The sequence below is a fragment of the Nocardioides panzhihuensis genome, from assembly GCF_013408335.1.
GTDB lineage: Bacteria > Actinomycetota > Actinomycetes > Propionibacteriales > Nocardioidaceae > Nocardioides > Nocardioides panzhihuensis.
In genome coordinates, this window is the sequence record NZ_JACBZR010000001.1 from 2570631 (window position 1) to 2597429 (window position 26799).

General features: G+C 70.5%; 22 protein-coding genes. 8 read left to right on the forward strand and 14 right to left on the reverse strand.

From position 1 onward, the window contains the following. Positions 1 to 46: 46 nt before the first annotated feature. The 3 genes from BJ988_RS12220 to BJ988_RS12230 all read right to left on the reverse strand — a co-directional run bounded on the left by BJ988_RS12220 (position 47) and on the right by BJ988_RS12230 (position 3265). Positions 47 to 1321: a sugar ABC transporter permease gene (locus BJ988_RS12220; RefSeq protein ID WP_179658242.1), complete on the reverse strand. Its 1275-nt coding sequence runs from the start codon at positions 1319 to 1321 to the stop codon at positions 47 to 49. 76 nt (positions 1322 to 1397) lie between these two features. After that, the gene (locus BJ988_RS12225) at positions 1398 to 2147 is read right to left on the reverse strand and encodes an ATP-binding cassette domain-containing protein (protein ID WP_179658243.1); all 750 of its coding nucleotides are present in this window, start codon (positions 2145 to 2147) and stop codon (positions 1398 to 1400) included. After that, positions 2144 to 3265 carry a sugar ABC transporter substrate-binding protein gene (locus tag BJ988_RS12230; protein ID WP_179658244.1) on the reverse strand — a complete coding sequence of 374 codons (1122 nt, stop codon included), beginning with the start codon at positions 3263 to 3265 and terminating at the stop codon, positions 2144 to 2146. The genes BJ988_RS12225 and BJ988_RS12230 overlap by 4 nt, the downstream gene beginning before the upstream one ends. A 191-nt stretch (positions 3266 to 3456) precedes the next feature. Between BJ988_RS12230 and BJ988_RS12235 the strand changes: the two genes are divergently transcribed. Next, positions 3457 to 5661 carry an acyltransferase family protein gene (locus tag BJ988_RS12235; RefSeq protein ID WP_179658245.1) on the forward strand — a complete coding sequence of 735 codons (2205 nt, stop codon included), beginning with the start codon at positions 3457 to 3459 and terminating at the stop codon, positions 5659 to 5661. Here BJ988_RS12235 and BJ988_RS12240 read toward each other — a convergent pair. From BJ988_RS12240 to BJ988_RS12250, 3 genes are all read right to left on the reverse strand, one after another. Continuing rightward, positions 5658 to 6062, reverse strand: a complete 405-nt coding sequence (locus BJ988_RS12240; protein ID WP_179658246.1) for a RidA family protein — start codon at positions 6060 to 6062, stop codon at positions 5658 to 5660. The genes BJ988_RS12235 and BJ988_RS12240 overlap by 4 nt on opposite strands. 26 nt (positions 6063 to 6088) lie before the next feature. Continuing rightward, positions 6089 to 6838 carry an IclR family transcriptional regulator gene (locus tag BJ988_RS12245; protein WP_179658247.1) on the reverse strand — a complete coding sequence of 250 codons (750 nt, stop codon included), beginning with the start codon at positions 6836 to 6838 and terminating at the stop codon, positions 6089 to 6091. 79 nt (positions 6839 to 6917) lie between these two features. Further along, a complete protein-coding gene (locus BJ988_RS12250; RefSeq protein WP_343051584.1) occupies positions 6918 to 7946 on the reverse strand; it encodes a sugar kinase in 1029 nt (342 codons plus the stop codon). Between the two features lie 123 nt (positions 7947 to 8069). On the opposite strand from BJ988_RS12250, the gene BJ988_RS12255 reads away from it, so the two are divergent. Genes BJ988_RS12255 through BJ988_RS12270 form a run of 4 tightly spaced genes read left to right on the forward strand, consistent with a single transcriptional unit; the run spans position 8070 to position 13132 of the window. Next, positions 8070 to 9401: a type III PLP-dependent enzyme domain-containing protein gene (locus tag BJ988_RS12255; RefSeq protein ID WP_179658248.1), complete on the forward strand. Its 1332-nt coding sequence runs from the start codon at positions 8070 to 8072 to the stop codon at positions 9399 to 9401. A gap of 18 nt (positions 9402 to 9419) precedes the next feature. Beyond that, positions 9420 to 11030, forward strand: a complete 1611-nt coding sequence (locus BJ988_RS12260) for an N-acyl-D-amino-acid deacylase family protein (RefSeq protein WP_179658249.1) — start codon at positions 9420 to 9422, stop codon at positions 11028 to 11030. Continuing rightward, positions 11027 to 11695: a bifunctional 4-hydroxy-2-oxoglutarate aldolase/2-dehydro-3-deoxy-phosphogluconate aldolase gene (locus tag BJ988_RS12265; RefSeq protein ID WP_246321467.1), complete on the forward strand. Its 669-nt coding sequence runs from the start codon at positions 11027 to 11029 to the stop codon at positions 11693 to 11695. Before BJ988_RS12260 ends, BJ988_RS12265 begins: the two co-directional genes overlap by 4 nt. 48 nt (positions 11696 to 11743) lie before the next feature. Continuing rightward, on the forward strand, positions 11744 to 13132 hold the full coding sequence (locus tag BJ988_RS12270; protein WP_179658250.1) for a GntP family permease: 1389 nt from the start codon (positions 11744 to 11746) through the stop codon (positions 13130 to 13132). A 13-nt stretch (positions 13133 to 13145) separates the two neighbouring features. Here the strand turns inward: BJ988_RS12270 and BJ988_RS12275 are convergent, their stop codons facing one another. Then, entirely contained in the window at positions 13146 to 13688 is a 543-nt protein-coding gene (locus tag BJ988_RS12275; protein ID WP_179661465.1) for an HIT family protein, read from the reverse strand. Between the two features lie 100 nt (positions 13689 to 13788). On the opposite strand from BJ988_RS12275, the gene BJ988_RS12280 reads away from it, so the two are divergent. Further along, positions 13789 to 15132, forward strand: a complete 1344-nt coding sequence (locus BJ988_RS12280; protein ID WP_179658251.1) for an APC family permease — start codon at positions 13789 to 13791, stop codon at positions 15130 to 15132. 64 nt (positions 15133 to 15196) lie between these two features. Here BJ988_RS12280 and BJ988_RS12285 read toward each other — a convergent pair whose 3' ends face one another. Then, positions 15197 to 17110: an FtsX-like permease family protein gene (locus BJ988_RS12285; RefSeq protein WP_179658252.1), complete on the reverse strand. Its 1914-nt coding sequence runs from the start codon at positions 17108 to 17110 to the stop codon at positions 15197 to 15199. Then, positions 17107 to 17898 (reverse strand): ABC transporter ATP-binding protein, encoded by a 792-nt coding sequence (locus BJ988_RS12290; RefSeq protein ID WP_179658253.1) that lies wholly within the window; start codon positions 17896 to 17898, stop codon positions 17107 to 17109. The genes BJ988_RS12285 and BJ988_RS12290 overlap by 4 nt, the downstream gene beginning before the upstream one ends. 110 nt (positions 17899 to 18008) lie before the next feature. Between BJ988_RS12290 and BJ988_RS12295 the strand changes: the two genes are divergently transcribed. Continuing rightward, a complete protein-coding gene (locus BJ988_RS12295; protein WP_179658254.1) occupies positions 18009 to 19280 on the forward strand; it encodes a sensor histidine kinase in 1272 nt (423 codons plus the stop codon). Next, positions 19259 to 19921, forward strand: a complete 663-nt coding sequence (locus BJ988_RS12300; protein ID WP_179658255.1) for a response regulator — start codon at positions 19259 to 19261, stop codon at positions 19919 to 19921. Before BJ988_RS12295 ends, BJ988_RS12300 begins: the two co-directional genes overlap by 22 nt. Positions 19922 to 19925: 4 nt before the next feature. On the opposite strand, the gene BJ988_RS12305 is transcribed toward BJ988_RS12300, so the two are convergent. The 5 genes from BJ988_RS12305 to thrS all read right to left on the reverse strand — a co-directional run bounded on the left by BJ988_RS12305 (position 19926) and on the right by thrS (position 26716). Then, positions 19926 to 20978 (reverse strand): M36 family metallopeptidase, encoded by a 1053-nt coding sequence (locus tag BJ988_RS12305; protein ID WP_246321468.1) that lies wholly within the window; start codon positions 20976 to 20978, stop codon positions 19926 to 19928. Positions 20979 to 21036: 58 nt separating this feature from the next. Further along, a complete protein-coding gene (locus BJ988_RS12310; RefSeq protein WP_179658257.1) occupies positions 21037 to 21744 on the reverse strand; it encodes a TetR family transcriptional regulator in 708 nt (235 codons plus the stop codon). A 54-nt stretch (positions 21745 to 21798) separates the two neighbouring features. Further along, positions 21799 to 23481, reverse strand: a complete 1683-nt coding sequence (locus BJ988_RS12315) for an FAD-dependent oxidoreductase (protein WP_179658258.1) — start codon at positions 23479 to 23481, stop codon at positions 21799 to 21801. A gap of 32 nt (positions 23482 to 23513) precedes the next feature. After that, positions 23514 to 24509 carry an AurF N-oxygenase family protein gene (locus BJ988_RS12320; protein WP_179658259.1) on the reverse strand — a complete coding sequence of 332 codons (996 nt, stop codon included), beginning with the start codon at positions 24507 to 24509 and terminating at the stop codon, positions 23514 to 23516. Between the two features lie 194 nt (positions 24510 to 24703). Further along, complete coding sequence (thrS, locus tag BJ988_RS12325; RefSeq protein WP_179658260.1) at positions 24704 to 26716, reverse strand: threonine--tRNA ligase; 2013 nt, start codon at positions 26714 to 26716, stop codon at positions 24704 to 24706. Positions 26717 to 26799: the final 83 nt, after the last annotated feature.

Below are 26799 nucleotides of genomic sequence, written 5' to 3' on the forward strand. Positions count from 1 at the left end.
CCACGCCGAGTCGGCTCGTCATGACGAGCCGACTCGGCGTAGGGGGCTACACGTGCCCGGTAGCCGATGCTCTTCGCCGGGAGAGGGCGTCGACGCTGGCCGCGACCAGGAGGACCAGACCGGTGACCATCCAGACGGTGCCCTGGGGCTGGTCGAGCAGGCCCATCCCGTTGTCGATCACCGCCACGACGGTGCCGCCGATGACGGCGTCGATGACGCGGCCCTTGCCACCGAAGAGCGAGGTGCCGCCGATGACGGCGGCGCCGACGGCGTAGAGCAGGGTGGTCTCGCCACCCGTGTTGGGGTTCACCGAGTTGGTACGGCTGGCGATCATGATGCCGGCCACGGCAGCCATGGTCGAGCAGAGGATGAAGCACGACAGGCGCACCCGGAACACGTTGATCCCGGCCCGCCGCGCCGCCTCGGCGTTGCCGCCGACCGCGTAGACGTGTCTCCCCCAGGCGGTGCGGGTCAGCATGAAGGTAAGCACGATCAGCAGGCCGACGATCACCACGAGCGAGACCGGCACCCCCTTGAGCGAGGTCAGCGCCGGGTTGCGGCTGCGCTCGACGGAGAGATAGCCGACGACCGCGAGCACCACGACCGTCAGCAGCCCCGTCTTCAACACCCACAGCAGGATGGGCTGCACGGTGAGGTTCTTCGCGCGGCGGCGCGCATCGGTGACGTACGTCGAGGCCGCATAGCCCACGATGCACATGATGCCGAGCCCCCAGCCGAGCCAGAGCGGCAGGTTGGCGTTGTTGAGGCCGTTGATGAAGTCGTTGCGGTAGGGAATCGTCCCGCCCTCGCCGATCATCGTCAGGAGGACGCCCTGCAGCCCGAGGAACGCGGCCAGGGTGACCACGAACGAGGGGATCCCGAGCCTGGCCACCAGCAGCCCGATGAGCAGACCGATCACCGCTCCGGTGAGCAGCGCCGCCAGCAGAGCCGGGATCAGCGGCCACTCCTGCCTGGTCAGGCACACACCGAGCACTCCGGCACAGGCGCCGCCCGCGAACCCGGCCGACAGGTCGATCTCGCCCAGCAGCAGCACGAAGACCAGGCCCATCGCGAGCACGGTCACCCCCGCCGACTGACCGATCAGGTTGGCGAAGTTGAACGAGTTGGTGAACTGCTCGGGTCGCAGCGTGGAGAAGACCACGACCAGCGCGATCAGGCCCAGCACCGCTGGCAGCGAGCCGACCTCGCCGCCCTTCAACCTGGTCAGGTACGCCCGGAGGATCCCGCCCAGCGAGTTGTCGGGCATCGGGTCCGGCGAGGACGGATCGGCCACCGGCCGGTCGTCGACATCCGCGCTCATGCCGCCACCTCCGTAGCGGAAGGCGAAGAATACGGAAGTGGCGGCCTGAGGCCTACTGTCGCTCGCTGGCGCTCGCTCATGCCGCCCCTCCCTCGGGAACCGCACCGGTGGTGATCGCCTGCACGACCCGCTCACGGGTCGTGGAGGCGGCCTCGATCTGGCCGACCATGGCCCCCAGGTACAACACCGCGATGTCGTCGGCGACCTCGAAGACGTCGTTGAGGTTGTGGCTGATCAGCAGGACGCCGAGGCCCCGGTCGGCCAGGCGCCGCACCAGCCGGAGCACCTGCTCGGTCTGCGCCACGCCGAGCGCGGCGGTCGGCTCGTCGAGGATCACCAGCTTGGAGTTCCACAGCACGGCGCGGGCGATCGCCACGGTCTGGCGCTGGCCGCCGGAGAGGGAGGCCACCGGCGTACGCACCGACTTCAGCGTACGCACCGAGAGACCGTCGAGCGTCTCGCGAGCCCGCTGCTCCATGGTGTCCTCGTCGACCAGCCGGAGCCGCCTCATCTCCCGGCCGAGGAACATGTTGTGGACGACGTCGAGGTTGTCGCACAGCGCGAGGTCCTGGTAGACGACCTCGATCCCGAGCGCGGCGGCGTCCTTGGGGCTGGTCACCTTCACCGGCTCGCCCTCGAAGAGGTAGTCACCCGTGTCGAAGAGATGGATCCCGGCCATCCCCTTGACCAGCGTGCTCTTGCCGGCGCCGTTGTCGCCGACGAGCGCGGTGACCCGGCCGGCCCGCACCGAGAGGTCCACCCCGCGCAGGACCTGCACGGCGCCGAAGGACTTCTCGACGCCGCGCAGCTCCAGCAGTGGACTCACTGAGGCACGCCGTTCTCGGTGCACAGGGCCTCGATCGCACCGGCGCACACCTCGGCGGCATCGGCCTGACCGTCCTTGATGACGCTCACGACCGACTCCTTGGTGACCCAGACGGGCTCGGCGAGCACCGAGGGCACGTCCCGGCCGGCCTCGGTGTCCTCCACGGTGCCGGTGGCGAGCGCGTCGGCAGCCGCCTTGTCGTCCTCGATCAGCGCGATCGCGAGGTCCGCGGCGGCCTTGGCCTCGAGGGCGGTGTTCTTGTAGACGGTGCCGCACTGGAAGCCCTGCAGGATGTTCTGCAGTCCCTCGACCGAGGCGTCCTGGCCGGTCACCGGGATCTTGCCGGCCACCTTGTTGGCCTTCAGCCGCGCGATGATGCCGCCGGCCATGGTGTCGTTGGCCGAGACCACGCCGTCGATCTTCCCGCCGTTGGCGGTGTACATCTGGTCGAAGACCTTCCCGGCCTTGGTCGCGTCCCACTCCCCCGACTGGTCGCCGACGAGCCTGTAGGTGCCGTCGGCGATCTTCGCCTCGAGCGCCTTCTCGTAGCCCGACTTGAACAGCGCCGCGTTGTTGTCGGTGGCCGCGCCGTTGACGTAGACGATGTTGCCGCCGCTCTTGCCCGCCGCGGTGATGCACTCGTCGAGGCCCTTGCCCATCAGCTCACCGACCAGCACGTTGTCGAAGGAGACGTAGTAGGAGGCGCCACCGTTGAGCGTCAGCCGGTCGTAGTCGATGCTCGTCACGCCGGCGTCGGCGGCCTTCTTCAGGCAGGCCGCACCCGACTCGGAGTCCAGGTTGGTGATGATGATGACCTTGACCCCCTCGTTGATCATGCTGTCGCACAGCTGACCGAACTTGGCGGTGTCACCTTGCGCGTTCTGGATCGTGGCCTCGAGGCCGGCGTCGGTGAACGCCTTCTCCAGGTTGGGTCGGTCCTGCGCCTCCCAGCGAGGAGACGTGGTCGCGTCGGGCAGGATCACGCCGACGTCGGTGCCACCCGAGCCGCCCGCGTCGCCGCCACCATCATCCGAGCCACCACATGCCACGAGCGATGCGGTCGACAGGGTCGCGACCGCCGCGACCGCCATCAGGCGGCCGATCTTGTGCGTGTTCATCGTCGAACTCCTCAGTCCTGGGTGTGATCTATGTCACGTCGGGGTGCAACCTATCTCCTTCAACGGCTGCATGAAGCGGTTCTGAGGAGATCTCGATGGCGGATTGACAACTGCCGTACGCCAACAGGTCACCACTCCTCGTTACGGTGCGACGGCTCCCGCCCACCGTCGTCCACCAGAACAGCGATCACGTGTCCGCCATCTCGGATCTCCGCACGCCCCCGACCAGCCCGGCCGGCATCGACCCCAACAGCCCCAAATCTGGGCAGACCCGCTCGCCGCAGGCCTCTTCCCGCCCGTCCGCCGGCCACATCAGCGAGATCCATGGTCTGCGCGGCATCGCGCTGGCCCTCGTGGTCGCCTTCCACCTCTTCGGCAACGGCCGGGTCTCGGGCGGGATCGACGTCTTCCTGGTCGTCTCCGGTTTCCTCGCCACCCGATCACTGGTGGGCAAGGCGGAGCGTGGCCGGGTGCGGCTGGGCGAGCACTACGGACGTACGTTCGCGCGGCTCGCCGCGCCGGCACTGATCGTGCTGGCCGCGACGGCCGCGCTGATGGTCGCCTTCATCCCGCAGACGCTGTGGACCCAGACGACCCGCGAGATCATCGCGTCGGCCACCTACACGCTCAACTGGGAGCTCATCGCCAGCCAGCTCTCCTACGGCGCGGCCGGGCCGTCGTCGACTCCCGTGCAGCACTTCTGGTCGCTCGCGGTGCAGGGCCAGTTCTTCCTGCTGTGGCCGCTGGTGGTCGTCGGGCTCGCCCTCGCGCTCCGCGCGGTGGCCCGAGGACCGCTGTGCGACCGGCTCAGCCTCGCCCGCGTGCTGTTCGTGCTGACCGCGGCCGCGTTCACGATCTCCTTCGTCTACGCGATCAAGGTCTCCGGGGCCGACCAGGCCGCGGCGTACTTCAACTCCCTCACCCGCTTCTGGGAGATCGCCGCCGGCGCGCTGGCCGCGCTCGCCCTGCGTCGCCTGAGCCTGCCCGAGCAGATCAAGCCGTACGCCGCGTGGACCGGGCTCGCTCTCGTCGTGACCTGTGGTTTCGTGATGGACGGCGCCGACCGCTTCCCGGGCCCGGCAGCCCTGTGGCCGGTCGCCGGGGCACTGCTGGTGATGGTCGGCTCCACCCCGTCGCCGCGCGGGCCGCGCCGCCTGCTGGAGACACGTCCGCTGCGGTTCGTCGCCGACATCTCCTACGAGCTCTACCTGTGGCACTGGCCGCTGCTGATCGTCTGGCTCTACTACGCCGGCGACGAGCGGCTCACCCTCGTCTCAGCCGCGGGCGTGCTGGTCGTCTCGACGCTGCTCGCCTGGGCGACCAACCGGCTGGTGACGCGACAGGTCCAGACGTACGTCATCAGGCCCGGCGGCCCGCGGGCCCTGGTCGCCACCCTGGTCTCCCTCGTGGTCGCCGTCGGCGCCGGCTGGAGCGGCCTGGTCGCGATCGACCACTCCGAGGACAGGGCGATAGCCGCGGCGGCCCGGCTCGCCACCGCCGACCCCTACACGACCGAGTGTCTCGGTGCGGCCACGCTCGCCGCGAGCGCCGCCGGGGGCTCGTGCCGCAACCCCGACCTGCGTGGCGAGCTGATCCCGGCGGTCGCCGCCATCGGCACCGACGACGACAACCGGGCCCCGTGCTGGTCGTTCGAGGAGCGTCCGGTGCGGTTCAACGCATGCCCGAACGGAGCCGTCGAGGGCTATGAGAAGCGGCTGTTGATGGTCGGCGACTCCCACGCCGTCGCCCCGGTCGGCGCGCTCGACCTGATCGGCGACCAGCGCAACTGGCGCATCGACGTCGCCGCGCGCGCCGCCTGCCACTGGAACGCCCGGCCGCTGGGGCGGAACATCGCCGACAACCGTCCCGCCTGCGCGGAGTGGAACCGACAGCTCGAGGCCTACCTGCGCGCACCCGAGCAGAAGGACCTCGACGCGATCATCGTGACCCACTCGGCCCGCAAGATGACCCAGCCGCTGGCCGGCGAGACTCCTTACGAGTCCACCGTCAACGGCCTGGTCGAGGCCTGGAGCCAGCGGCCGTCGAAGAAGATCCCGGTGATCGCGCTCGTCGACAACCCGATGTTCGAGCCCGACAGCGCCGCGTATCTGCGCACCACGCTGGGCTGCATCCAGCGACACTCCCCGGAGACCGCCGGCGAGGCCTGCGGGCGCCCGCGCACGGACGTCCTCTTCGAGGATCCGCACCGCGACGCGGTTGCCCTCGACCCCAACGCGCACCTGGTCGACCTGACCCACCTGTTCTGCGAGGACCGGGTCTGCCCGGCGGTCATCGGCAACGTCATCGTCTACCGCGACGGCAACCACCTCACCGCACGGTACGCCCGCACGCTGGCGCCCTACCTCGGCCAGGAGCTGGCCCGCATCGTCGCCTAGCGGGCGACCGCGAGCGCGTCGATCTCGACGAGCATCTCCTCGCGCGGCAGGCCGGTCATCACGGTGGTGCGGCACGGGAGGATGCCGCCCTCGGCGACCCGTGAGCCGATGTACTCGCCGTAGGCCTCGTTCATCGCGGCGAAGTCGTCCCGGGTCGTCAGGTAGACCCGGAGCATCAGCACGTCCTCGAAGCCAGCGCCGGCGGCGGCCAGGATGGCCTCCACGTTCTGCAGGGTGCGTACGGTCTGGGCCTTCACGTCACCGGGGAAGAGGTACTCGTTGGTGGCGGGGTCGACGGGGCCCTGACCGGAGACCTGGATCAGGCCGCCGCGGACGACGCCCTGGGAGAAGGTGTGCGCGGGGGCGGGGGCCTGGTCGGTGGCGATGCGGATGTCAGACATGGGTTGGGTTTCCTCTCGGAGTGTTCTCATGAGCTCCGGCCGGCCCAGTCGGCGGAGATCGCTTCGGTTGCGGCGAGGAGCTGCGGCACCAGGGCGCGCACCCCCTCGCGGGGCAGGATGACGTCGGGCACGGAGACGGAGACCGCGGCGATGACCCGCCCGGCCTCGTCGCGTACGGGCGCCCCGACGCAGTTGATGAAGTCCTCGTGCTCGGCGGCGTCCTCGGCCCAGCCCTGCTCGCGCGTCCTGGCGAGCACGTCTCGGTAGCCCGCCGAATCGGCGATGGTGCGGCTGGTGAACGGCCGGAAGTCGATGCCCGCGAGCACGGCGTCGCGCTCACCCGGCGGCAGGTCCGCGACGAGCACCTTTCCGACGGCGGTCGCGTGCAGGGCGGCGGGCAGGCCGACGCGGGAGTACATCCGGACGGAATGGGTGCTCTCCACCTTGGCCAGATAGATGGCCGCGCCGTTCTCGTACGCAGCGAGGTGGACGGCCTGGCCACCGGTCTCGGCCGCGAGCCGAGCCAGGTGCGGCTGGGCCACGTCGCGGATCGCGTGCTGGGCCAGGGCCATCGTGCCGAGCGCGAACAGCCGGGAACCGAGGTGGTAGCGCTGGTGGTCGTCGCGGCGTACGAACCGGTCGGCCTCCAAGGTGTGCAGGAGCCGCATCGCGGTGGTCTTGTGGACCTCGAGGCTCGCCGCCACCTGGTCGAGGGATCGCTCGCCCTCACCGAGCTCGATGAGGATCTGAAGCGCGCGGGAGAGGCTCTGGCTCATCGGGCCGCCTCCGTAGCGCAAGCGCCAGAATACGGACACGGCCCGATGAAAGCCCCAAGGTTCGCTCGCTGACGCTCGCTCATCGCGACCGGGCCTCCTGGGAGGTCAGCACCGGAGAGTCGATGCCGACGGCGCTGACCCGGATCGCGGCCCAGTCGTCACCGGAGCAGTCGAGCAGCCTGGCCCGTACGCCCGCGGCCGGCGGTGCCGCGTGGTCGCCGGTCGCGGCCAGCACACCCGCGGCGACCAGATGGCCCTGACGCAACCGGCCGACAGCGCCGACCCCGTCGACGAGGGCGGCGAGGTAGCCCGCCGCGAACCCGTCCCCCGCGCCGACCGGCTCGACGATGTCGACCTGAAGAGCGGGGACATGCGCCGCGCTCCCGTCCGGGTCGTGCTCCCCGGCCGCGTGGGAGTCGGCCTTGATCACGAGGCGCGGGCGCTCCCCCAGGAGCTCGCGGAGCTCATCCGGGGTGCACACACCGAGTGCAGCCCGGGCCTCGTCGGCGCCGAGCAGGACGATGTCGGCTGCGCGGAGCAGGTCGAGGAGCGGTGTGATGCTGCGCTCGGTCCACAGTGCAGGTCGCCAGTTGAGGTCGACGCTGAGCCGGAAGCCCAGCTCGTCGCGCAGCTCCAGCAGGCGGGCCACCAGAGCCGACCCCTCCTCGAGGATGCCGACGGTGATGCCCGAGGTGTGCACGACCTCGGCCGAGGCCAGCGCCGCCGCCACGCCGGGCCGGTCGAGCAGGTCGGCGTCCATCGCCGCCGCCGCTGAGCCGGTGCGGTAGTAGTGCATGCGGCTGCCGCCGGGCGCAGGCTCCTTCACATAGAGGCCCGTCGGCCGATCCGGGTCGCGTTGGACCTCGACCTCCACGCCGCGGACGGCCAGGTCGTCGGTCACCACGTCACCGAACGGGTCCTCGCCTAGACGGGACACCCAGGCGGCCCGCACGCCCAGTGCGGCCAGACCTCTGGCGACGTTCGCCTCGGCGCCGCCGACAGAGCGGCTCAAGGTCTGCGCCTCGGCGAGCGACTGGTCGCCCTCCGGACGCAGCACGACCATCGCCTCCCCGAGGCAGACCACTCGCACGTCTCCGATGCTGCCCACGAATGGGACCCCTCCCTGTTGGTTTCTGGGTCGACCGTTGACGGCCGGTGTAGCCGATGCTACAACTAACGAATCGGATTACGCAATCACCATTGCATAATGTGCAACGAAGGAGGACGGGCCATGGATCACCCGGCAGCCCATATCGACGCAGCCGCCGTCGCGACGCTGCGTGAGGAGCGGGTCGACTGGCGCCACAAGGTGATCCCGCCCTCGTTCTGGGGACACACCGTCGCCGAGGTGCTCGAGGCCGCGCCCCGGCTCTCGCAGCTGCCCACGCCCGTGCTCTCGCTCTCCCGGGTCGCGATGACCCACAACCGCGACGTGCTGGCGGCCTGGTGCGCCGAGCGCGGCGTAGCCCTGGCGCCCCACGGCAAGACCACCATGGCTCCGCAGCTGTGGGCCGAGCAGCTGGCCGCCGGCGCGTGGGCGATCACCGTGGCCAACCTCCCCCAGCTCGCCGTGGCCCGCGCCTTCGGCGTCTCCCGGGTGATCGTGGCCAACGCGATCCTCTCCCCGCTCACGCTGCGCTGGATCTCCGACCAGCTCGCCGGCGACGCCGGGCTGGACGTGATGGTGTGGGCCGACTCGCCGCGGACGGTGGCTCTCATGCACGAGGCGCTCGCCGCCCATGCCGACACGGTCGGGCCACGCCGCCCGCTCGCCGTCCTCGTCGAGCGTGGCGCGGCCGGCGGTCGGACAGGTGCCCGGGACGAGGCGACCGCTGTGGCCGTCGCCGAGGCCGTCGCGGCCTCACCGCATCTGGAGCTCGCCGGTGTCACCGGCTACGAGGGTGCCCTGGCGCACACCACCGACGAGGCCGCCCTCCAGGTCGTCCACACCTACGTCGACAGCCTGGTCTCGCTGCACCGGCGGATCTCCGGCCTGCTGCCCGCCGACCGGACGCCTGTGGTCAGCGCCGGCGGCAGCGCCTACTTCGAGCAGGTCGCCGACGGGCTCGCCCCGCTCGTGGCAGGTGACGAGGCCCGCGTGGTGCTCCGCAGCGGCGCCTACATCACCCACGACGACGGCTTCTACCGCGGCATCTCTCCCCTCGGCAGCGCCCCACGCACCACCGGACCCGGCCTGCGCAGCGCCCTCCACGGGTGGGTGCGGGTCTCCTCCCAGCCCGAGCCCGGACTCGCGCTCTTCGACGCGGGCAAGCGCGACCTGCCCTTCGACGAGGGCCTTCCCGAGGTCCAGCTCGTGCGCGCCCGCACGGCCGGCGCCCCACCGGCGCCGATCACCGGCGCGACCGTGACCGCGCTCAACGACCAGCACGGCTTCCTCCGCTGGGACCCCGCCACCGAGGCGCCCGTCGTGATCGGCGACGAGCTCCGTCTCGGCCTCTCGCACCCGTGCACAGCCTTCGACAAGTGGAGCCTCATCCCGGTCCTCGACGACGCCGACGCCGACGACCCGGTCGTCGTCGACCTCGTCCGGACCTGGTTCTGAGACCACCCAGGAGCCACCATGACCGACCTGCTCATCCGCGACGCGACCGTCATCGACGGCACCGGCGCCCCGGCCTTCCACGCCCACGTCAGCATCGACGCCGGGCGGATCACCGGCATCCACACCGATGCGCCGCCACCCGCCGCGCGCCGCACCGTCGACGCCGCCGGACGGGCGCTGACCCCGGGGTTCATCGACATGCACGCCCACTCGGACCTGCAGATCCTGGTCGAGCCCGACCACACCGCCAAGGTGAGCCAGGGAGTCACGCTCGAGGTCGTCGGGCAGGACGGACTCTCCTTCGCGCCCGCCGACCCCGCCACCCGCGCTCACCTGCGCCGACAGATCGCCGGCTGGAACGGCGAACCGGACGACTTCGACTTCGACTGGGACACCGTCGCCGGCTACCTGGACCGGCTCGACAGAGGGATCGCGTGCAACGCGGCGTACCTCGTCCCGCAGGGGACGCTGCGGCTGATGGTCGTCGGGCCGGACGACCGGCCCGCGACCGCCGCCGAGATCACCGAGATGGCCCGGCTGCTCCGGGTGGGGCTCGAGGAGGGTGCGGTGGGGATGAGCAGCGGCCTGACCTATCCGCCGAGCATGTTCGCCGACGACGAGGAGCTGGCCACGCTGTGCCGGGTCGTCGCCGAGGCCGGCGGCTACTACAGCCCCCACCACCGCTCCTACGGTGCCGGTGCGCTGGAGGCGTACGCCGAGATGATCGCCGTCGCCCGGACCTCCGGGTGCGCCCTCCACCTCACCCACGCGACCATGAACTTCGAGCCGAACCGCGGGCGAGCGGGTGAGCTCATCGAGCTCATCGACACCGGCCTGGCCGACGGCGTCGACATCACGCTCGACACCTACCCCTACCTCCCGGGCGCCACCACGCTCAGCGCCGTGCTGCCCAGCTGGTCGACCTCCGGCGGCCCGGACGCCCTTCTCGCTCGGATCGCCGACCCCGGCGACCGCGCCCGGATCGCCTACGAGCTCGATCACGTCGGCACCGACGGCTGCCACGGCTGCGTGACCGACTGGCGCACGATCCAGATCAGCGGCGTACGCAACCCCGACCTGTCCCGTCACGTCGGCCGCACCGTCGCCGAGATCGCCGAGGAGTCCGGCCAGGCGGCCACCGAGGTCTTCTTCGACCTGCTCGTCCGCGACCGGATGGCCACGACGATCCTCCAGCACGTCGGCCACGAGGAGAACGTGCAGACGATCATGCGGCACCGCACCCACTGCGGCGGCAGCGACGCGATCCTCGTCGGCGAGCGCCCGCACCCGCGCGCGTGGGGCACGTTCCCCCACTACCTGGCCCGCTACGTCCGCGAGCTCGGCGTGCTCGACCTCGTCGACTGCGTCCATCACCTCACCGGCCGACCGGCGTCCCGGCTACGGCTCCACGAGCGCGGTCTCGTCCGGGAGGGGTACGCCGCCGACCTGGTGCTCTTCGACCCCGACACCGTCCAGGACACCGCCACGTTCGAGGAGCCGCGGCAGCAGGCGCGTGGCATCGACTGGGTCCTGGTCAACGGCACCGCCGTCATCGAGGACGGCCACCGCACCGACGCGCTGCCCGGACGGGCGCTGCGCCACACCGACGAAGGAACCCGAGTCCGATGAACCACAGTCCGATGAACCACAGTCCGATGGCCGACCTGGTGATCGACACGCTCCGCGCCGACCAGGCCCTGGTGGTCGTACGCGCCAACCGTCTCGACGACCCCGTCGCGCTCTGCCGCGCGCTGGCCGCCGGGGGCATCCGAACCGTCGAGCTGACCTACACGACGCCAGGTCTCACCGACCTCCTGGCACAGGTCAGCGCCGAGGCCGGCGACGACATCGTCATCGGCGCCGGGACGGTGCTGACCGCCGACCAGGCCCACGCCGCCGTCGCTGCCGGTGCCCGGTTCCTGGTGACGCCCGGTCTGCCGCCGGAGGCGGCGGAGATCGTCGCCACCGGCCACGCCGCGGGGGCGGCCGTCATCCTCGGCGCCCTCACCCCGACCGAGGTCCTCACCGCGACCTCGCTGGGCGCCGACGCCGTGAAGATCTTCCCCGCGCGCGCCCTGGGCCCGCGCCATCTCTCCGACCTCCGGGGCCCGTTCCCCGAGGTCGCCCTCATCCCTTCGGGCGGAGTCGACGCCGACAACGCCGCGGAGTTCCTGCAGGCCGGCGCCCTCGCCGTGACTGCCGGGACGTCGGTGGTCAGGCCCGCCGACGTCGACGAGGCGCGGTGGGACCAGATCACCACCAACGCCGCCCGGTTCCGCGCAGCTCTGCGCTGAGTCCGTCCCCGACCCGTCCCCCACCCCGATCCCTTGGGAGAACCAGCCATGCATTGGCTCCAGACAAGCACCACCGGCCTGCTGCTGCTCTGCGCAGTCGCGATCGCCGTGCTCCTCTTCTTGATCATCAAGGTGAAGCTCGAGCCGTTCATCGCGCTCTTCATCAGCGGCATCGGCCTGGCCGTCGTGGCCGGTCTCTCCGTCGAGCAGATGGTGGGCACCGCCCTCTCCTCGAAGGAGTCGCTCATCGAGACCGGCTTCGGCGGGGTGCTGGGCCACATCGCGCTCATCATCGGCCTCGGCACCGTGCTCGGGTCGCTGCTCGAGCGGTCCGGCGGCGCCGACGTGCTCGCCTCGAAGCTGATCGGTCTCTTCGGAGAGCGCGGCACCCCGGTCGCGATGGGCCTGGTCGGGCTCATCTTCGGCATCCCGGTCTTCTTCGACATCGGCATCTTCGTCCTCGCGCCGCTGGTCTACGTCGCCGCGCACCGCGGCGGCAAGTCGCTCGTCCTCTACGCCCTCCCGGTCCTCGCGGGCCTGTCGATGACGCACGCCTTCCTGCCGCCCCACCCCGGCCCCACGGCCCTGGGCGGCCTCCTCGGCGTCGACCTCGGCTGGCTGATCATCATGGGACTGCTCTGCGGTCTGCCCGCGTTCGCCGCGGCGGGGGTCCTCTTCCCCATGTGGATCGCCCCTCGCGTCCAGGTCTCGGTGCCCGCGGAGTTCCTGGCCGCCGAGACCGAGGCCGAGCGCGACCCGACGCCCAAGACCCCGGTCTCGCTCGCCCTCGTCCTCACGATCATCGCGGTGCCACTGATCCTGATCCTCGGCGCGACATTCGGCACGATGCTGCTCGACCCGGGCCGCCTGCTCAGTCTGCTCACCTTCCTCGGCAACCCGGCGGTCGCGCTCACCATCGCGGTGCTCCTCGCCTTCTGGCTGCTGGGCACCCGGCGCGGGATGAGTCTCGAGGAGATCTCCGAGTTCACCGGTGCCTCGCTGCGCCCGGTCGGCATGATCCTGCTCGTCGTCGGCGCCGGCGCCTTCTTCGGCACCGTGATCTCTGCGACCGGCGTGGGCGCGGCCCTCGCCGAGGTGCTCTCCGACGCCGGGCTGCCGATCCTGCTGCTCGCCTACGTCATCTCCTGCGCTCTCCGGATCGCCCAGGGCTCGGCGACCGTGGCGATCGTGACCACCGGCGGCATCATCGCCCCGACCCTCGGCTCCGGCTACACACAGCCCGAGCTCGCCGTGATCGCCGTCGCGATCGCCGCCGGCTCGATCATCCTCAGCCACGTCAACGACGGCGGCTTCTGGATCGTCTCGCGCTACTTCAACCTCACCGTGAAGCAGACCCTCGCGACCTGGACGGTGCTGGAGACCGTGCTCTCGATCGTCGGGTTCGCGGCCGCCGCCGTGGCCTGGGCGATCGTCTGAGGCAGCCGGCCGGCTAGGCCGACGCCCACGCCTGCGCGAGCAGGTCGCGGGTGTCGGTCAGCAGCTGTGGGAGGGTCTTGGTGCGGCCGATGATCGGCATGAAGTTCTGGTCACCCACCCAGCGGGGGACGATGTGCTGGTGCAGGTGAGCGGCGATGCCGGCGCCACCGGCGGTGCCCTGGTTCATGCCGATGTTGAAACCCTCGGCCCGCGAGACCCCGGCGAGGGTGCGTACGGCCTGCTTGGTCAGCACCGCCATCTCGGCGGCCTCCTCGTCGGTGGTCTCGACGTAGCCGGCGACGTGGCGGTAGGGGCACACCATCATGTGACCTGGGGCGTACGGGTAGAGGTTGAGCACCACGAAGCAGCTCTCGCCGCGGTGGACGACCAGACCGTCGGCGTCATCGAGCGTGGGCACCCGGCAGAACGGGCACTTCGTCTCCGAGGGGTCGGTGGGCTTGTTCTCCCCGCGGATGTAGGCCATCCGGTAGGGCGTCCACAGCCGCTCCAAACCGTCGCCCTCGCCGATGCCGTCCTGGGTGAGTACGCCGTCCATCTCCGTCACGCACAGAAGCCTACTTAAGGTCGATCGACCAACGAGCCGGGGTGCGCGCCGATGGCGCTTCTCGAGGCGGTTCGTGTGGCACAGTGCAGAGATGGGGGAGACATTGAAGGAATCCGACGAACCGAAGACCAAGCTCGCCCGCGGCATCACCACGTGGCTGCTGTTCTTCTTCATCGTGGGCGACACGCTCGGAGCGGGAATCTACACCCTGGTCGGCAGCATGGCCCAGGATGTCGGCGGCGCCATCTGGATGCCGCTGATCCTGGCCCTGGTCCTGGCGCTCCTGACGGCCGGCACGTACGCCGAGCTGATCACGAAGTACCCGCACGCCGGCGGCGCGGCCAGGTATGCGGAACGAGCCTTCAACAAGGATTACGTCACGTTCCTGATCGGCTTCCTGATGTTGTCCTCGGGGATCACCACCGCGGCGGCGCTGGCCAACGCCTTCGCCGGCGACTATCTCCAAGCGCTGATCGAGCTCCCACCGGTGCCGGTCACTCTGATCTTCATCGGGCTGCTGGTGGCGATCAACCTCCGCGGCGTGCGGGAGTCGATGATCGCCAACGTCGCCGCGACGCTGATCGAGATGACCGGCCTGATCATCATCATCGTGGTGGCCGCGCTCGTCTTCGGCAGCGGAGACGGCGATGTGTCGAGGCTGACCACGTACGCCGAGGGGATCTCGCCGCTGGAGGGCGCATTCGCGGCGACTGTCACCGCGTTCTTCTCGTTCCTCGGCTTCGAGGCCGCGGCCAACATGGCCGAGGAGGTGAAGCACCCCAGCCGCGCCTATCCCCGCGCGCTGTTCGGCGCGATCCTCACTGCGGGCGTCGTCTACCTCTCCATCGCGATCGGCGCCTCCATCGTGGTACCCACCGACCAGCTGGCCAGCTCCGAGGCTCCGCTCCTCGAGGTGATCACTGCCTCCGGCCTCGACTTCCCACCCTGGTTGTTCTCGCTCATCGCCCTGGTCGCCATTGGCAACGGCGCGCTGCTGTTCATGGTGATGGCCAGTCGCGCCACCTACGGCCTCGCGGAGGCGAACCTGCTGCCCCGCATGTTCGGCCAGGTGGCACCGACGAGGCGCACGCCGTGGGTGGCGATCCTGGTGGTCGGTGCAGCGACGATCGCGATGAGCTTCATCGGTGACGTCGGCACCTTGGCCGACACCACGGTGCTGCTGCTCGTGCTGGTGTTCATCTCGGCGAACATCTCGGCGCTCGTGCTCAAGAAGGACGTCGTCGCGCACGAATACTTCAAGGCGCCGCGGATCGTCTCGATCCTCGCTCTCGTCGCCAGCGTCGCGCTGCTCACCCAGCAGAGCGCGCTGACGTGGATGATCGGCGGCGGTTACGTGATCGTGGGATCGATCCTGTTCCTCATCGCCCGCGTCGCTCGCAGGCGAGAGATCAACGAGGAGACCTCGCGCGCGTGACTGGCGATCTCGCCTGATCAGCCACGCCGCGGCGCGCGAGGTGATCCGCTCGAGGTCCCAGAGATCACTCGGGCGCTTCCTCGCCCCGCAGGGTGTACGCCCCGGCGACGGCGGCCGCGAGCAGCACGACCAGGCAGGCCGCCGTGATCCCGGAGAGGGCCTGCCAGGGAAACGTCAACGGTGCGCCGGGCACGTCGCGTACGACCGCCTGTCGCATCAGCCAGCCGGTGAAGGCGGTGACCGCGCCTCCGACCAGCAGGGCTCCGGCGCCGGTGAACGCCGTCTCCCACAGCGCGGTCCGGCGCACCTGGGCGGGGGTGGCACCGACGAGCCGGGCGGTGGCGGTCTGACGGCGGCGCTGGCTTGCCCCGATCAGGACCGCGTTGACGGCCGCGATCGCGGCGTAGACCCCGGCCGGGCCGAGCATCACCCACAGCACGACCGTGTTCATCTCCCTCGCCTCGGCCGAGACCGCGCCGACCCACTCCTCACCGGTGCTCACCTCGGCACCGGTCTCCCGGATCGACCGTGCGGTCCCGGCGACGTCCGCACCGGCGTCGGTGCGCACGAAGACCGTGCCGGTGTCGCGGGCCACCCGGTCGATGCGTCGCAGGTCGTCGGGCACGATGATGTCGCTCCACAGGTTCGGGGCGTCGGGAACGACCGCGACCAGGCGCACCTTGACGACCCGGCCGTCGATACGCATTCGGCGGGTCTGGCCGATCCGGCCGCCGAGGTCGGTGACGTAGGAGGCGGTGACCGCCATCGCCCGGCCGTGCAGATCGTCGAGACTCCCCTGGGTCGCCTTCAGGCTCCTCGTGGCTGCCGCACTGGCGACATCGACGACCTCGACGTCCTCGGGGCCGCCCCCGAACCCGACCTGCGCCGTGCGGCGTACGTCGCTCACGCCCACCCCGGGGAGATCCTGGATCCGCTCGGGGCGTTCCGCCTGCTCGACGACCAGCTCCGACCTGAGGGCGGCCCGGTCGGCACCCTCGCTCCAGTCTGCGGTCGCACCGACCGCGAGCACCATCGAGCCGGCCACCGCCATGATCGCCACCACCGGCGCCGCCACCGCGGCGGTCATCCGGCTGCTGGTGCGGGCGAGGTCGCGGGCCAGGTGCGCCGCCGGGTCTCGTCCTGCCACCGTGGCACCGGCGTACGCAGCGAGCTCGGTGTAGAGCAGGCCGCCCACCGCGTTGGCACCGATCACAGCGACGATCGGCAGGAACATGCCCACGAGCAGGGCGAACAGCAGCGGCATCTGGGGCGCGAGCACGGCGGTCGCGAGCAGCGCGCCGGCTGCGGTGAGACCGACCAGAGCCTGGACCACGCTGGGGTGTCGTCGCTCGAGGACCGCCTCGCGCAGCGCCTCGACCGGCTGCGTACGTCCGGCGCGGACGCCCGCGCGCCAGGCCCCGACCAGGGCGACGCCGACGCCGCAGGAGGCGGCGATCGCCCAACCGGTGCTCTGACTCGGCATCGCGAGCAGGACCGGAGTGACCCCGGCCCGGTGCAGGACGTGCAGCACCGGCACCGTGACGGCGGTGCCGAGCAGGCAGCCGGCGGCCGTCCCGACGGCCGCGACCGCGAGCGCCTCTCCGAGCAGCAGAGTCCGCACCTGGCGCGGGGTGGCGCCGAGCAGGCGAAGCAGGCCGAGCTCGCGGCGCCGGGTGGCCACCACGAATCCGAAGGTCGAGGAGACCACGAAGAGCGCCAGGAAGAGCGAGATGCCGGCCATGATGCCGAACAGCGACCCGAGATCGTCGATCTGCGTCCGGGTCTGCGGATCCAGCCCCTCGGTGGCAGTGCCGAGCGCTCCCAGCATGTTGGTGGCCAGAGTGATCAGGGCGATGCCACCGGCGAGTGCGACGGCGGCCCCGGCGTACGGGGGCCAGGACTGGCGCAAGGTCTTCAGGCTGTGCGCGGCCAGCGAGACGATGCTCGGGCCAACGGTCGCTCGCTGACGCTCACTCATCGCACGGGCTCGAGCTCGGCCATGCGGGCGGCGATCCGGGCGGCGTCGCTGCGCTCCATCTGCCCGACGACCACGCCGTCGGCGAGGAACAGCACGCTGTCTGCGTACGAGGCGGCGAGCGGGTCGTGGGTGACCATCACGACCGTCTGTGCCGGTCCGTGCGTCCCCGGCGCGTCGACGAGGTCCCGCAACAGCTCGAGCACGTCTCGTCCGGCATGACGGTCCAGCGCGCCGGTGGGCTCGTCGGCGAAGAGCACCGCGGGCCGGGTGTGCAGCGCACGCGCGATAGCGACGCGCTGCTGCTGGCCACCGGAGAGCTCCGGTGGCCGCCTCCGGGCGAGCCCGTGCAGACCGACCCGCTCGAGCGCTCCGATCACCTGGGCGCGCTCCACACGCCGGCCGGCGAGACGGGCGGGAAGAGCGACGTTGTCGTAGGCGGTGAGGGCCTCGAGCAGGTTGTACTGCTGGAACACGAAGCCCATCACCTCTCGGCGCAGCTTCGTCAGGGTCGTCCGGTTCAGCCCGGCCAGATCGGCGCCGACGACCCGGACGCGGCCCGCGGTGGGCCGGTCGAGGCCGGCGGCGATCTGCATCAGCGTGGACTTCCCGGATCCCGACGGCCCCATGATCGCGGTGAAAGTCCCGGCGGCGAAGGCATGGCTGACGCCCCGCAGGGCGTGGACCGTTCCGGAGCGGGACCGGTAGGTGCGGGTGACGTCGTCGAGAACGACGACGGGCGGGCCGGGCGGTCGGGGCGCGTGGACGGCGTCCGGGAAGGTGGCGGTCATGTTCTCCAGCAAACGTCTCGTGCGCGCCGCGCGCACGGGCGCAGACGCCACGGTGAGGTAGCGCGTGCGCTACCCCACCGCGGGGTCAAGAGTGCCTAGGCTCGAGGATCATGAGACCTCCCGACGTGTGGGCCGCGCTGCGCTCCTCCCCCTGGCGGCTGCTCGCCTCCAGCTGGCCGTGGCGCGCGCTGGCCTACCTGGCCTCCGGCGCTCTGGTCGGTCTCGTCGTCGCCGTCCTGCTGTTCGTGCTGGTCGGTGTCGGACTGCTCACCCTGGTCGTCCTGGTCGGCCTGCTGGTCCTGGCCGGGATCCCGCTGCTGGCGGCACTCGTTGCCGACGTGGAGCGGGTACGCCTCCGGCTGGTCCTGCCCGAGGCCGGTTCGGGGAAGGCGGCTCCGTCGGAGCGGATCGCCTGGAGCGACCGGTTCCGGGCGCTGCGCCGGCTGCGGATCTCGGGGCCCGAGGTCGGCTACACCGTGCTGGTCGCCACGGTGCTGTGGCTGGTCGACGCCGTCGCGCTCAACCTCCTCATCACCCTCCCGGGTGTGCTCGTGCTCGCCCCGGTCCTGGTCCGGATCGACGCTCCCGTCGCCTTCGGCCCCTGGCAGCTCACCACACCCTCGGAAGCATGGATCGCCGTCGCACCGGGGCTGGTGCTGCTGATCGCCGGCCTGTACGCCGCCACCCTCCTCGCCGCCGCCCAGGCCAGTTTGGCGCGGCTTCTGCTCGAGCCGGCCCAGACCCGGCTGACCGCGGCCGTCGCCGATCTGCGCCGGTCCCGCGTCGATCTCGTCGACGCCTTCGAGACCGAGCGCAGCAGGATCGAGCGCGACCTCCACGACGGCGCCCAGCAGCGGCTGGTCGCGCTGACCATGACGCTCGGCCTGGCTGAGCTGGAGGTGCCGGAGGGTGCCGGGCTCGACCTCGTCCGGCAGGCCCACGCCCAGGCGGAGACGGCGCTGGCAGAGCTTCGCGCCACCGTCCGCGGGATCCACCCCCGGGTGCTGGTCGACCACGGGCTCACCGCCGCCGTCCGCGAGCTCGCCGGCGCGGCCGGGCTGCCGGTCTCGGTCGACCTGCGGGTGGATCGCCGACTGCCCGCGCCGGTCGAGGCCGCGGCGTACTTCGTGGTCGCCGAGGCGCTCACCAACGCGGTCCGCCATGCCGGTGCCCGCTCGGCCCGCGTCCAGGGACAGGTCACTGCTGACCGGCTGGAGGTCGTCGTACGTGATGATGGAGCCGGCGGCGCCACCGTGCGTCCCGGAGGCGGGCTCGCCGGTCTGGCCACCCGCCTGGCCGCCCTGGACGGCCTCCTGGAGGTCACCAGCCCACCGGGCGGACCGACGGAAGTGAGGATGACGTGCCCGATCGCGCTCCCCTGAGGATCGTCCTGGCCGAGGACGCCGCGTTGCTGCGCGAGGGCCTTCTCGCCATCCTCGAGCGAGCCGGCCACGAGGTCATCGCCGCGGTCGGCGACGCGGACGCCCTGCTCGCCTTCACCGACCACACCCGCCCCGATGTGGTCATCACCGACATCCGGATGCCGCCGACCCACACCGACGAGGGGCTGCGCGCCGCCGCCGAGCTCCGCCGTCGGCACCGTGACCTGGCCGTCCTGGTGCTCTCGGCCTACGTCGCCGACGCCTATCTCGCCGAGCTCCTCGACACCGCCGGTGGCGGCGGCATCGGCTATCTGCTCAAGGACCGGGTAGGACACGTCCGGGACTTCCTCGACAGCCTGGACCAGGTGGCCGGCGGCGAGACGGTCGTCGACCCCGAGGTCGTACGTGGCCTCCTCGACCGGCAACGGCCCGACGGTCCGCTCGACGTGCTCTCGGAGCGCGAGCGGGAGGTCCTGGCCCTGATGGCCGAGGGGCGCACCAACGGCAGCATCGCCACCGCGCTCTTCGTCTCCGAGGCCGCCGTACGCAAGCACGTCGGCAACATCTTCGCCAAGCTCCGGCTCGATCCCACCACCGACCGACGGGTCTCCGCCGTCCTCGCCTACCTGCGCGAGGCCTAGAAGATCAGAAGGTGATCCCCCGGGCAGCGAACCGCTCGCGGACCAGGTCGGCGGCCGCCTGGCCGTCGCGAGCGAGCGCGGCCGCGTACGTCTCGGCCGCCGCGGCCTGGAAGCTGGTGTCCGGCGCGTAGGAGAACTGGGAGTAGATCAGGGTGGTGTCCCAGTCGGGGGTGGAGAGGCCGAGGTCCTGGTAGCCCTCGCGGATCTCCCACAGCGCCTGGCTCCAGATCTGGCCGTCGTAGTGCACCTGGTTGCGTCGGTCCTCGAGGGTCAGGTCGAGGTGGAAGCTGCGGATGCAGTGCGGGGCGTCGGTGTAGGAGGCCGAGTCCCAGTCCATCGGGCAGGACGGGTCGGCAGCGACCGGCCAGCCGTACTCCGAGGCGGCGTCGAGCCCGACCGTCACGGCGAGGTAGTCGCCGAAGGACTCTCCGATCGCGCCGGCGTCGAGGCTGCTGCCATAGCCGGGCACCTGGTCGGCGTGGACGGCGTGGCCGTACTCGTGGACGATCACCTCGGCGTCCTCGGCGTCGTCGACACCGCCCTTGCCCAGCCTGATCCGGAAGGGCTTGTCGGTCTGGTAGGAGTTGTCGCCGCCGTACTGGTTGATCTTGACCGAGAACGGCTCGTTCAGGACCCCGGGGAGCGTCTCGCCGAAGCCGAGGGCGTGCAGGTAGGTCTGCGCACGGGTGACCCAGAAGTAGCCCATGACCTGCTCGAACTGGTCCTGCTGGCGGTTGTAGGAGTAGCTGTTTGTGGTGGAGTGCGCCGGCGCCCCGGTGCTCGACTCGACGACCGCGTAGTCGCCGCGGAGGTAACCCGAGCCGTCCAGGTGGGTCAGCGGCACCTGGGCATAGGCGCTGTCCGGCACAGCGCTCGCGGCGTCCTTCTGGTCGGTCAGGCTCTGGTCGTTGCTGGACTGGATCGGGTTGACCATGAAGACGCGGGCGGTGCCCTCGGAGGAGCCGCTGTCCGGCGCAGCCACCGCCGGGCTCAGCGGGACGGCGAACCCGGCGGTGGCCGCCAGGCCGGCGGTGACGGCGATCGAGAGTCTGCGCATGTGAGGCATGGTCTTCTCCTGGGCTGAACGGCCGTGCGGCCGGGCGATACCCGAGAGGCTATACCGTGAGGATGTCCTTCGTGAGGAGTTCCTCGAGGGGCAGGTCGGGGTCGAGCTCGATCCCGAAGCCGCGCGCGTGGCCGTCGATGACGTACCAGATCGACTGGGCGGTGAGCCGCTCCAGGGTCTCGGCGGGCAGCCGCTCGCCGCTGCGGGTCAGCCACCGGCGTACGGCACCGAAGACCGCGCCGACCAGGCCGTAGATCAGCGGGTCGAGAGCCTCGGCCTCCTCAGCTGTGGGCTTGCCGCCGAGGGCGATGACGGCGGTGCCGACGATCGCCGAGATCCGGCCGGCGAGCTGCTCCATCCCCTGCTGGAAGGGACCTTCGTCGCCACCGTCGATGTCGTGGTCTGCGGCGAGGTGGAGCGCGGGGTGGGCCCGGGCCCAGCGGACGTAGGTGCCGATGATCCGCTCGATGATCTGCGGGACGGTGCCGTCGAGCGTGATCCCGGGCATCAGGTCGGACCAGAGCCCGTCGAGGATCGCCTGCTGCACGGCCCGGTCGAGGTCGGCGCGGTCCTCGAAGTGGCGGTAGATGACCGTGCGGGACAGCCCGGCGCGCACCGCGATCTGCTGCACCTGCACGTCGGCTCCGGGCTCACCGGCCTCGATCACCGCGATGGCGGCATCGATGATCTGCTGGCGGCGCTGCTCGTTGTGCTTGCTCCACCGGTCCTGCCGGCCATCACGCTTCTCCCCGGCCACCCGCGTCTCCCCCTGCTCCCGTGCTGCATGTCTCGCGTCGGCGTCGAGAGCGTCTCAACGCTCCTTGCGACGTCCAAGAGAGTATCGGGGTTTCCTTGACTTCGCGGCGATGCCCCGCATCTCCTCGACATCGGTGATCTTCACGCGCGGGCGACCGGCCTCGGCGCCACGGCGCTTCTCCTCGCGGTCGATCGCCTGCCAGCCGGCCAGGTCGACCATGCCCGGCTGGCGGCCGCGTACGACCGCGGTGATCTCTGCGGCGTCACCGACCGGTGCGGGGATCCGGTCGGCGTCGAGGTCGTCGAGGACCTGCTCGACGGTCTCCTCGGCATCGGACTTGTTGGTGCCGATGAAGCCGTTCGGGCCACGCTTGACCCAGCCGGCCACATAGACACCCGGGAGCACCCGGCCACCCTCGTTGGGGACGGTGCCGGTCGCGGCGTCGTAGGGAAGGTCGGCCACGGGCAGGCCCTTGTAGCCGACCGCGCGCAGCAGCATCCCGGTCTCGAGGACCTCGGTCTCGCCGGTGGGGACGGCGCGGACGATGCCGTCGGCGTCGCGCTCGAGGCGGTTGCGACCGACCTCGACCCCGGTGACCCGCTCGGTGCCCAGCACGCGCACCGGCGAGCTGAGGAAGCGAAGCACGATCGTACGCAGCTCCGGACGCAGCTCGCGCCCGGCGAGCTCGCGCAGCAGCCGTGAGGTGGTGTCCGCGCCGGCGAGCGCCTCCTCGACCGGAAGGTCCCCGGTGTCCACGACGACGTTGACACCGGTGTGCCCCATCAGCCCGACCAGCTCGGGCACGGTGAAGGCCGCCTCCCCGGGCCCCCTGCGCCCGAGGACGACCACCTCCCGCACCGCGCTGTCGCGCAGCACCGCCAACGGTCCGTCGGCGACATCGGTGCCGGCCAGCCGCTCGGGGTCCTCGGCCAGGATCCGGGCACAGTCGAGCGCCACGTTGCCGTTGCCGACCAGGACGACCCGCCCCGACGGGATCGACTCCGCGTCGAGGTGGACCGGCAGATCCTGCTTGTCGGGGTGGCCGTTGTACCAACCAACGAAGTCGGTGGCACTGAGCGAGCCGGGCAGATCGTCGCCGTCGATCCCGAGCGCCCGGTCGCTCGCCGCGCCGACGGTGTAGACGACCCCGTGGTAGCGCGCGGTCAGCTCGGCGTGGGAGACGTCCTTGCCCACCTCGACACCCAGGAAGTAGCGGAATCCCGGCTGCGACTCGATCTGCGCGAAGAGCTTCTCGACCTGCTTGGTGTTCTGGTGGTCGGGCGCGACGCCGGCCCGGACCAGGCCGTACGGCGTCGGCAGCCGGTCGAAGACGTCGACGCTGATCTCGGGGTGCTTGAGCAGCTCGTCCGCGGCGTACATCCCCGCCGGCCCTGCCCCCACCACGGCGACCCGGAACGGTCCGGTCCGGGTCAGCCGGCGCTGGGGGTGGACCAGAGCGAGCGGGGTGCGGTCCTTGTGCGGGAAGACGTCGAAGTACTCCGCGTTGATGGCCAGGAACGGCTGCTGAGCAGCGCTCAGGGTCGTGTGCGGCAGGATCGCGTCGGCCGGGCAGGCCGTGACACAGGCGCCGCAGTCGACACAGCTCTTGGCGTCGACATAGAGCATCTCGGCCTCAGCGAAGCCGGGCTCGCCCGGGGCGGGATGGATGCAGTTGACCGGGCAGGCGACCACGCAGGAGGCGTCTGCACAGCACGACTGGGTGACGACGTGAGGCACGTGTGACTACCGTTCTGGGCCGGTGGAGATGATCAGTAGGAGGCCGCGCGCGGCTCGGCCCGGAAGCGCGAGGCGCGACCGTCGATGCCGCTCAGCTTCCACAGCAGCTTGGCCGGACCCTTGCGGATGCCGAGGTTGTCGGCCAGGAGGCGGACGTCACCGAAGAGGTCGCGCAGCAGCTTCTCGGACTCCTCCGACTTCCACCAGATCTCGCGGGCGACCTCGTCCGGGATGCCCATGTCGTAGCGGGCCTGCTTGCTCGGGACCATGATCACGTCGCAGAGCAGTCGCATGATGACCGGGAAGATGTAGGCCAGCAGGGTCTTCTTCACCCGACCGAGCTCGGGCACGTGCTGCTCGAGGTACTGGTGGGCGAAGCCGATGTGGCGGGCCTCCTCGGCGATGTGGATCTGCATGATCCGGTTGGCCGCGGGGTGGCTGCCACCAGAGCGCATCGCGCCCTTCTGCAGGTGGTCGATCGGCTCCTCACCGGCCAGGATGCCGGTGAAGAACGCCTCCGGGAACCACGCGCCCGCCGAGGCCATCAGCGGCACCAGGACCTTGAAGTAGGTCGGCGCGCCGGCGACGTCGGGGTTCACCCGGTTGACGAACTCCTGGAACATCTGGGTGTGGTGGGTCTCCTCGGTCACCTCGTGAGTCGCATAGCGGAACTCCGGGTTGTTGTTGTCCGACCAGACCAGGTGGTTCATCACGCCGCCGATGAGCAGCTGCTCGAACTGCAGCCCCACCTTGGCGACCTGGGCCCAGCGGTACATCCCGATCTCGATCTGGCGCTCCTTGGACAGCGCCTTGTACCACGGGTGGGCACCGATCTCGTCGGCTTCGTTGAGGATCCAGCGCTCGTCGTCCGGGCGCACCTCCAGCTCGGCGGAGTCCCAGTCGATGTCCTTGAACGGGTCGAAGTGGACCTCCACCGAGGCCTCCGACAGCGTGCGAAGCGTGTCGAGGTAGGCCTGCTTGCCCTGGCGGACGTATCCGGCGGACTTCTCATCCTGAACGGCGGTCATGATGATCGCTCCTTCTTCACCGTTGAGTTCTGCGTCGAACCACTGACTACGTGACACACGTTACCCGGACACTCGTCCCGATAACAAGAGTACGCGCGACTTGGTGTCACGTTTATTTTTCAGCGTTCCAGGGTGCCCGGAAATGCCACGAGGGCGGTGCGTGAAACTCACGCACCGCCCTCGGGATGTTCTCGTCAGACTTGCTTGTGCGACTCCACGGCAGCGACGATCCGCTCGATGGCCTCGTCGACCGGGATGCCGTTCTCCTGGCGGCCGTCGCGGTAGCGGAACGAGACCGCGCCCTTCTCGACGTCCTCGCCACCGGCGATCAGCATGAACGGGATCTTCTGGAGCTGGGCGTTGCGGATCTTCTTCTGGAAGCGGTCGCTCGACTCGTCCACCTCGACGCGTACGCCTGCCTTCTTCAGCTTGCCGGCGATGTCGTAGACGTAGTCGTTGAACGCATCCGCAACCGGGATCATCTCTACCTGGACCGGGGCGAGCCACGGCGGCATGGCGCCGGCGTAGTGCTCGACGAGCACGCCGAGGAACCGCTCGATCGAACCAAACTTCGCCGAGTGGATCATCACCGGCTGCTGGCGGGTGCCGTCGGCGGCCTGGTACTCCAGGTTGAACCGGTCGGCGGCGGGCTGGTTGAAGTCGTACTGCACCGTGCCCATCTGCCAGGTTCGGCCGATCGCGTCCTTGGCCTGGACGGAGATCTTCGGGCCGTAGAACGCCGCGCCGCCCGGGTCGGGCACGAGGTCGAGGCCGGTCTCGCTCGCGACGTCCTCGAGGATCTTGGTCGCCTCGGCCCAGTCCTCGTCGCTGCCGACGAACTTGTCCTTGTTGGAGTCGTCGCGGGTCGACATCTCCAGGTAGAAGTCGTCGAGACCGAAGTCCTTGAGCACGGTCAGCATGAAGTCGAGCAGGTGCTTGACCTCGGCCGGCGCCTGCTCCTTGGTGCAGTAGGAGTGGGAGTCATCCTGGGCGAAGCCGCGCACCCGGGTGAGCCCGTGGATGACGCCCGACTTCTCGTTGCGGTAGACCGACCCGAACTCGAACAGGCGCAGCGGCAGCTCGCGGTAGGACCGCCCGCGCGAGCGGAAGATCAGGTTGTGCATCGGGCAGTTCATCGCCTTGAGGCGGTAGTCCTGGCCGTCCACGTCCAGCGCCGGGAACATGCCGTCGCCGTAGTAGGGCAGGTGGCCCGAGGTGTGGAAGAGCTGCTCACGCGCGATGTGCGGGGTGCCGACGTACTCGAAGCCGTGCTCGATGTGCTTGGCGCGTACGTAGTCCTCCATCTCCCGCTTGATGATCCCGCCCTTGGGGTGGAAGACCGGCAAGCCGGAGCCGATCTCGTCCGGGAAGGAGAACAGATCGAGCTCGCGGCCGAGCTTGCGGTGGTCGCGGCGCTCGGCCTCCTCGATCCGGGTCAGGTGGGCCTCGAGCGCCTCCTTGGACTCCCAGGCGGTGCCGTAGATGCGCTGGAGCTGCTTGTTCTTCTCGTCACCGCGCCAGTACGCCGCTGCGCTGCGCATCAGCTTGAAGGCCGGGATCCGCTTGGTGGTCGGCAGGTGCGGTCCGCGGCAGAGGTCCTTCCACGCGATCTCGCCGTTGCGGTCGAGGTTGTCGTAGATGGTCAGCTCGCCGCCGCCGACCTCGGCGCTGGCGCCTTCGGCGGCGTCGGCAGCCGAGCCCTTGAGACCGATCAGCTCGAGCTTGTAGGGCTCGTCGGCCAGCTCGACGCGGGCGTCGTCGTCGGTGGTGACCCGGCGGGAGAACTTCTGGTTGGCCTTGATGATCTTCTTCATCCGGGACTCGATCTTGACCAGGTCCTCGGGCACGAACGGGGTCTCGACGTCGAAGTCGTAGTAGAACCCGTCGGTCACCGGCGGCCCGATCCCGAGCTTGGCCTCCGGGAAGAGCTCCTGCACCGCCTGCGCCATCACGTGCGCGGTCGAGTGACGCAGGATGTCGTGGCCATCCTTGGAGTCGATCAGGACGCCTTCGACATCGTCACCGTCAGCCAGCTCGTAGGCGAGATCCTTCAGGCGGTGTCCTGAGCTTGTCGAAGGGTCCTCGCCGACCCGCGCAGCGATCACGTCGGGGTTGTCCGCAAAGAGCTCCCACGCCTTCGTGCCCGTAGTGACCGTCCGCTCCTCGCGCCCGTCGGGGGTGAGTACGGCGATCTTGATCTCGGACACGGCTTCTCCTGGCATCGTTCGGGTGGTCTTCGGCCACGCCGATCGTATCCAGATGGCGGCGGACATCGTGCATCAAGCACCGC

Excerpts from the sequence above, each read along its gene's own strand:
- BJ988_RS12220 (WP_179658242.1), bottom strand. The coding sequence starts at position 1,321 with ATGAGCGCGGATGTCGACGACCGGCCGGTGGCCGATCCGTCCTCGCCG.
- BJ988_RS12230 (WP_179658244.1), bottom strand. The coding sequence starts at position 3,265 with ATGAACACGCACAAGATCGGCCGCCTGATGGCGGTCGCGGCGGTCGCG.
- BJ988_RS12240 (WP_179658246.1), bottom strand. The coding sequence starts at position 6,062 with ATGTCTGACATCCGCATCGCCACCGACCAGGCCCCCGCCCCCGCGCAC.
- BJ988_RS12245 (WP_179658247.1), bottom strand. The coding sequence starts at position 6,838 with ATGAGCCAGAGCCTCTCCCGCGCGCTTCAGATCCTCATCGAGCTCGGT.
- BJ988_RS12255 (WP_179658248.1), top strand. The coding sequence starts at position 8,070 with ATGGATCACCCGGCAGCCCATATCGACGCAGCCGCCGTCGCGACGCTG.
- BJ988_RS12260 (WP_179658249.1), top strand. The coding sequence starts at position 9,420 with ATGACCGACCTGCTCATCCGCGACGCGACCGTCATCGACGGCACCGGC.
- BJ988_RS12265 (WP_246321467.1), top strand. The coding sequence starts at position 11,027 with ATGAACCACAGTCCGATGAACCACAGTCCGATGGCCGACCTGGTGATC.
- BJ988_RS12270 (WP_179658250.1), top strand. The coding sequence starts at position 11,744 with ATGCATTGGCTCCAGACAAGCACCACCGGCCTGCTGCTGCTCTGCGCA.
- BJ988_RS12275 (WP_179661465.1), bottom strand. The coding sequence starts at position 13,688 with ATGGACGGCGTACTCACCCAGGACGGCATCGGCGAGGGCGACGGTTTG.
- BJ988_RS12280 (WP_179658251.1), top strand. The coding sequence starts at position 13,789 with ATGGGGGAGACATTGAAGGAATCCGACGAACCGAAGACCAAGCTCGCC.
- BJ988_RS12285 (WP_179658252.1), bottom strand. The coding sequence starts at position 17,110 with ATGAGTGAGCGTCAGCGAGCGACCGTTGGCCCGAGCATCGTCTCGCTG.
- BJ988_RS12290 (WP_179658253.1), bottom strand. The coding sequence starts at position 17,898 with ATGACCGCCACCTTCCCGGACGCCGTCCACGCGCCCCGACCGCCCGGC.
- BJ988_RS12295 (WP_179658254.1), top strand. The coding sequence starts at position 18,009 with ATGAGACCTCCCGACGTGTGGGCCGCGCTGCGCTCCTCCCCCTGGCGG.
- BJ988_RS12305 (WP_246321468.1), bottom strand. The coding sequence starts at position 20,978 with ATGCGCAGACTCTCGATCGCCGTCACCGCCGGCCTGGCGGCCACCGCC.
- BJ988_RS12320 (WP_179658259.1), bottom strand. The coding sequence starts at position 24,509 with ATGACCGCCGTTCAGGATGAGAAGTCCGCCGGATACGTCCGCCAGGGC.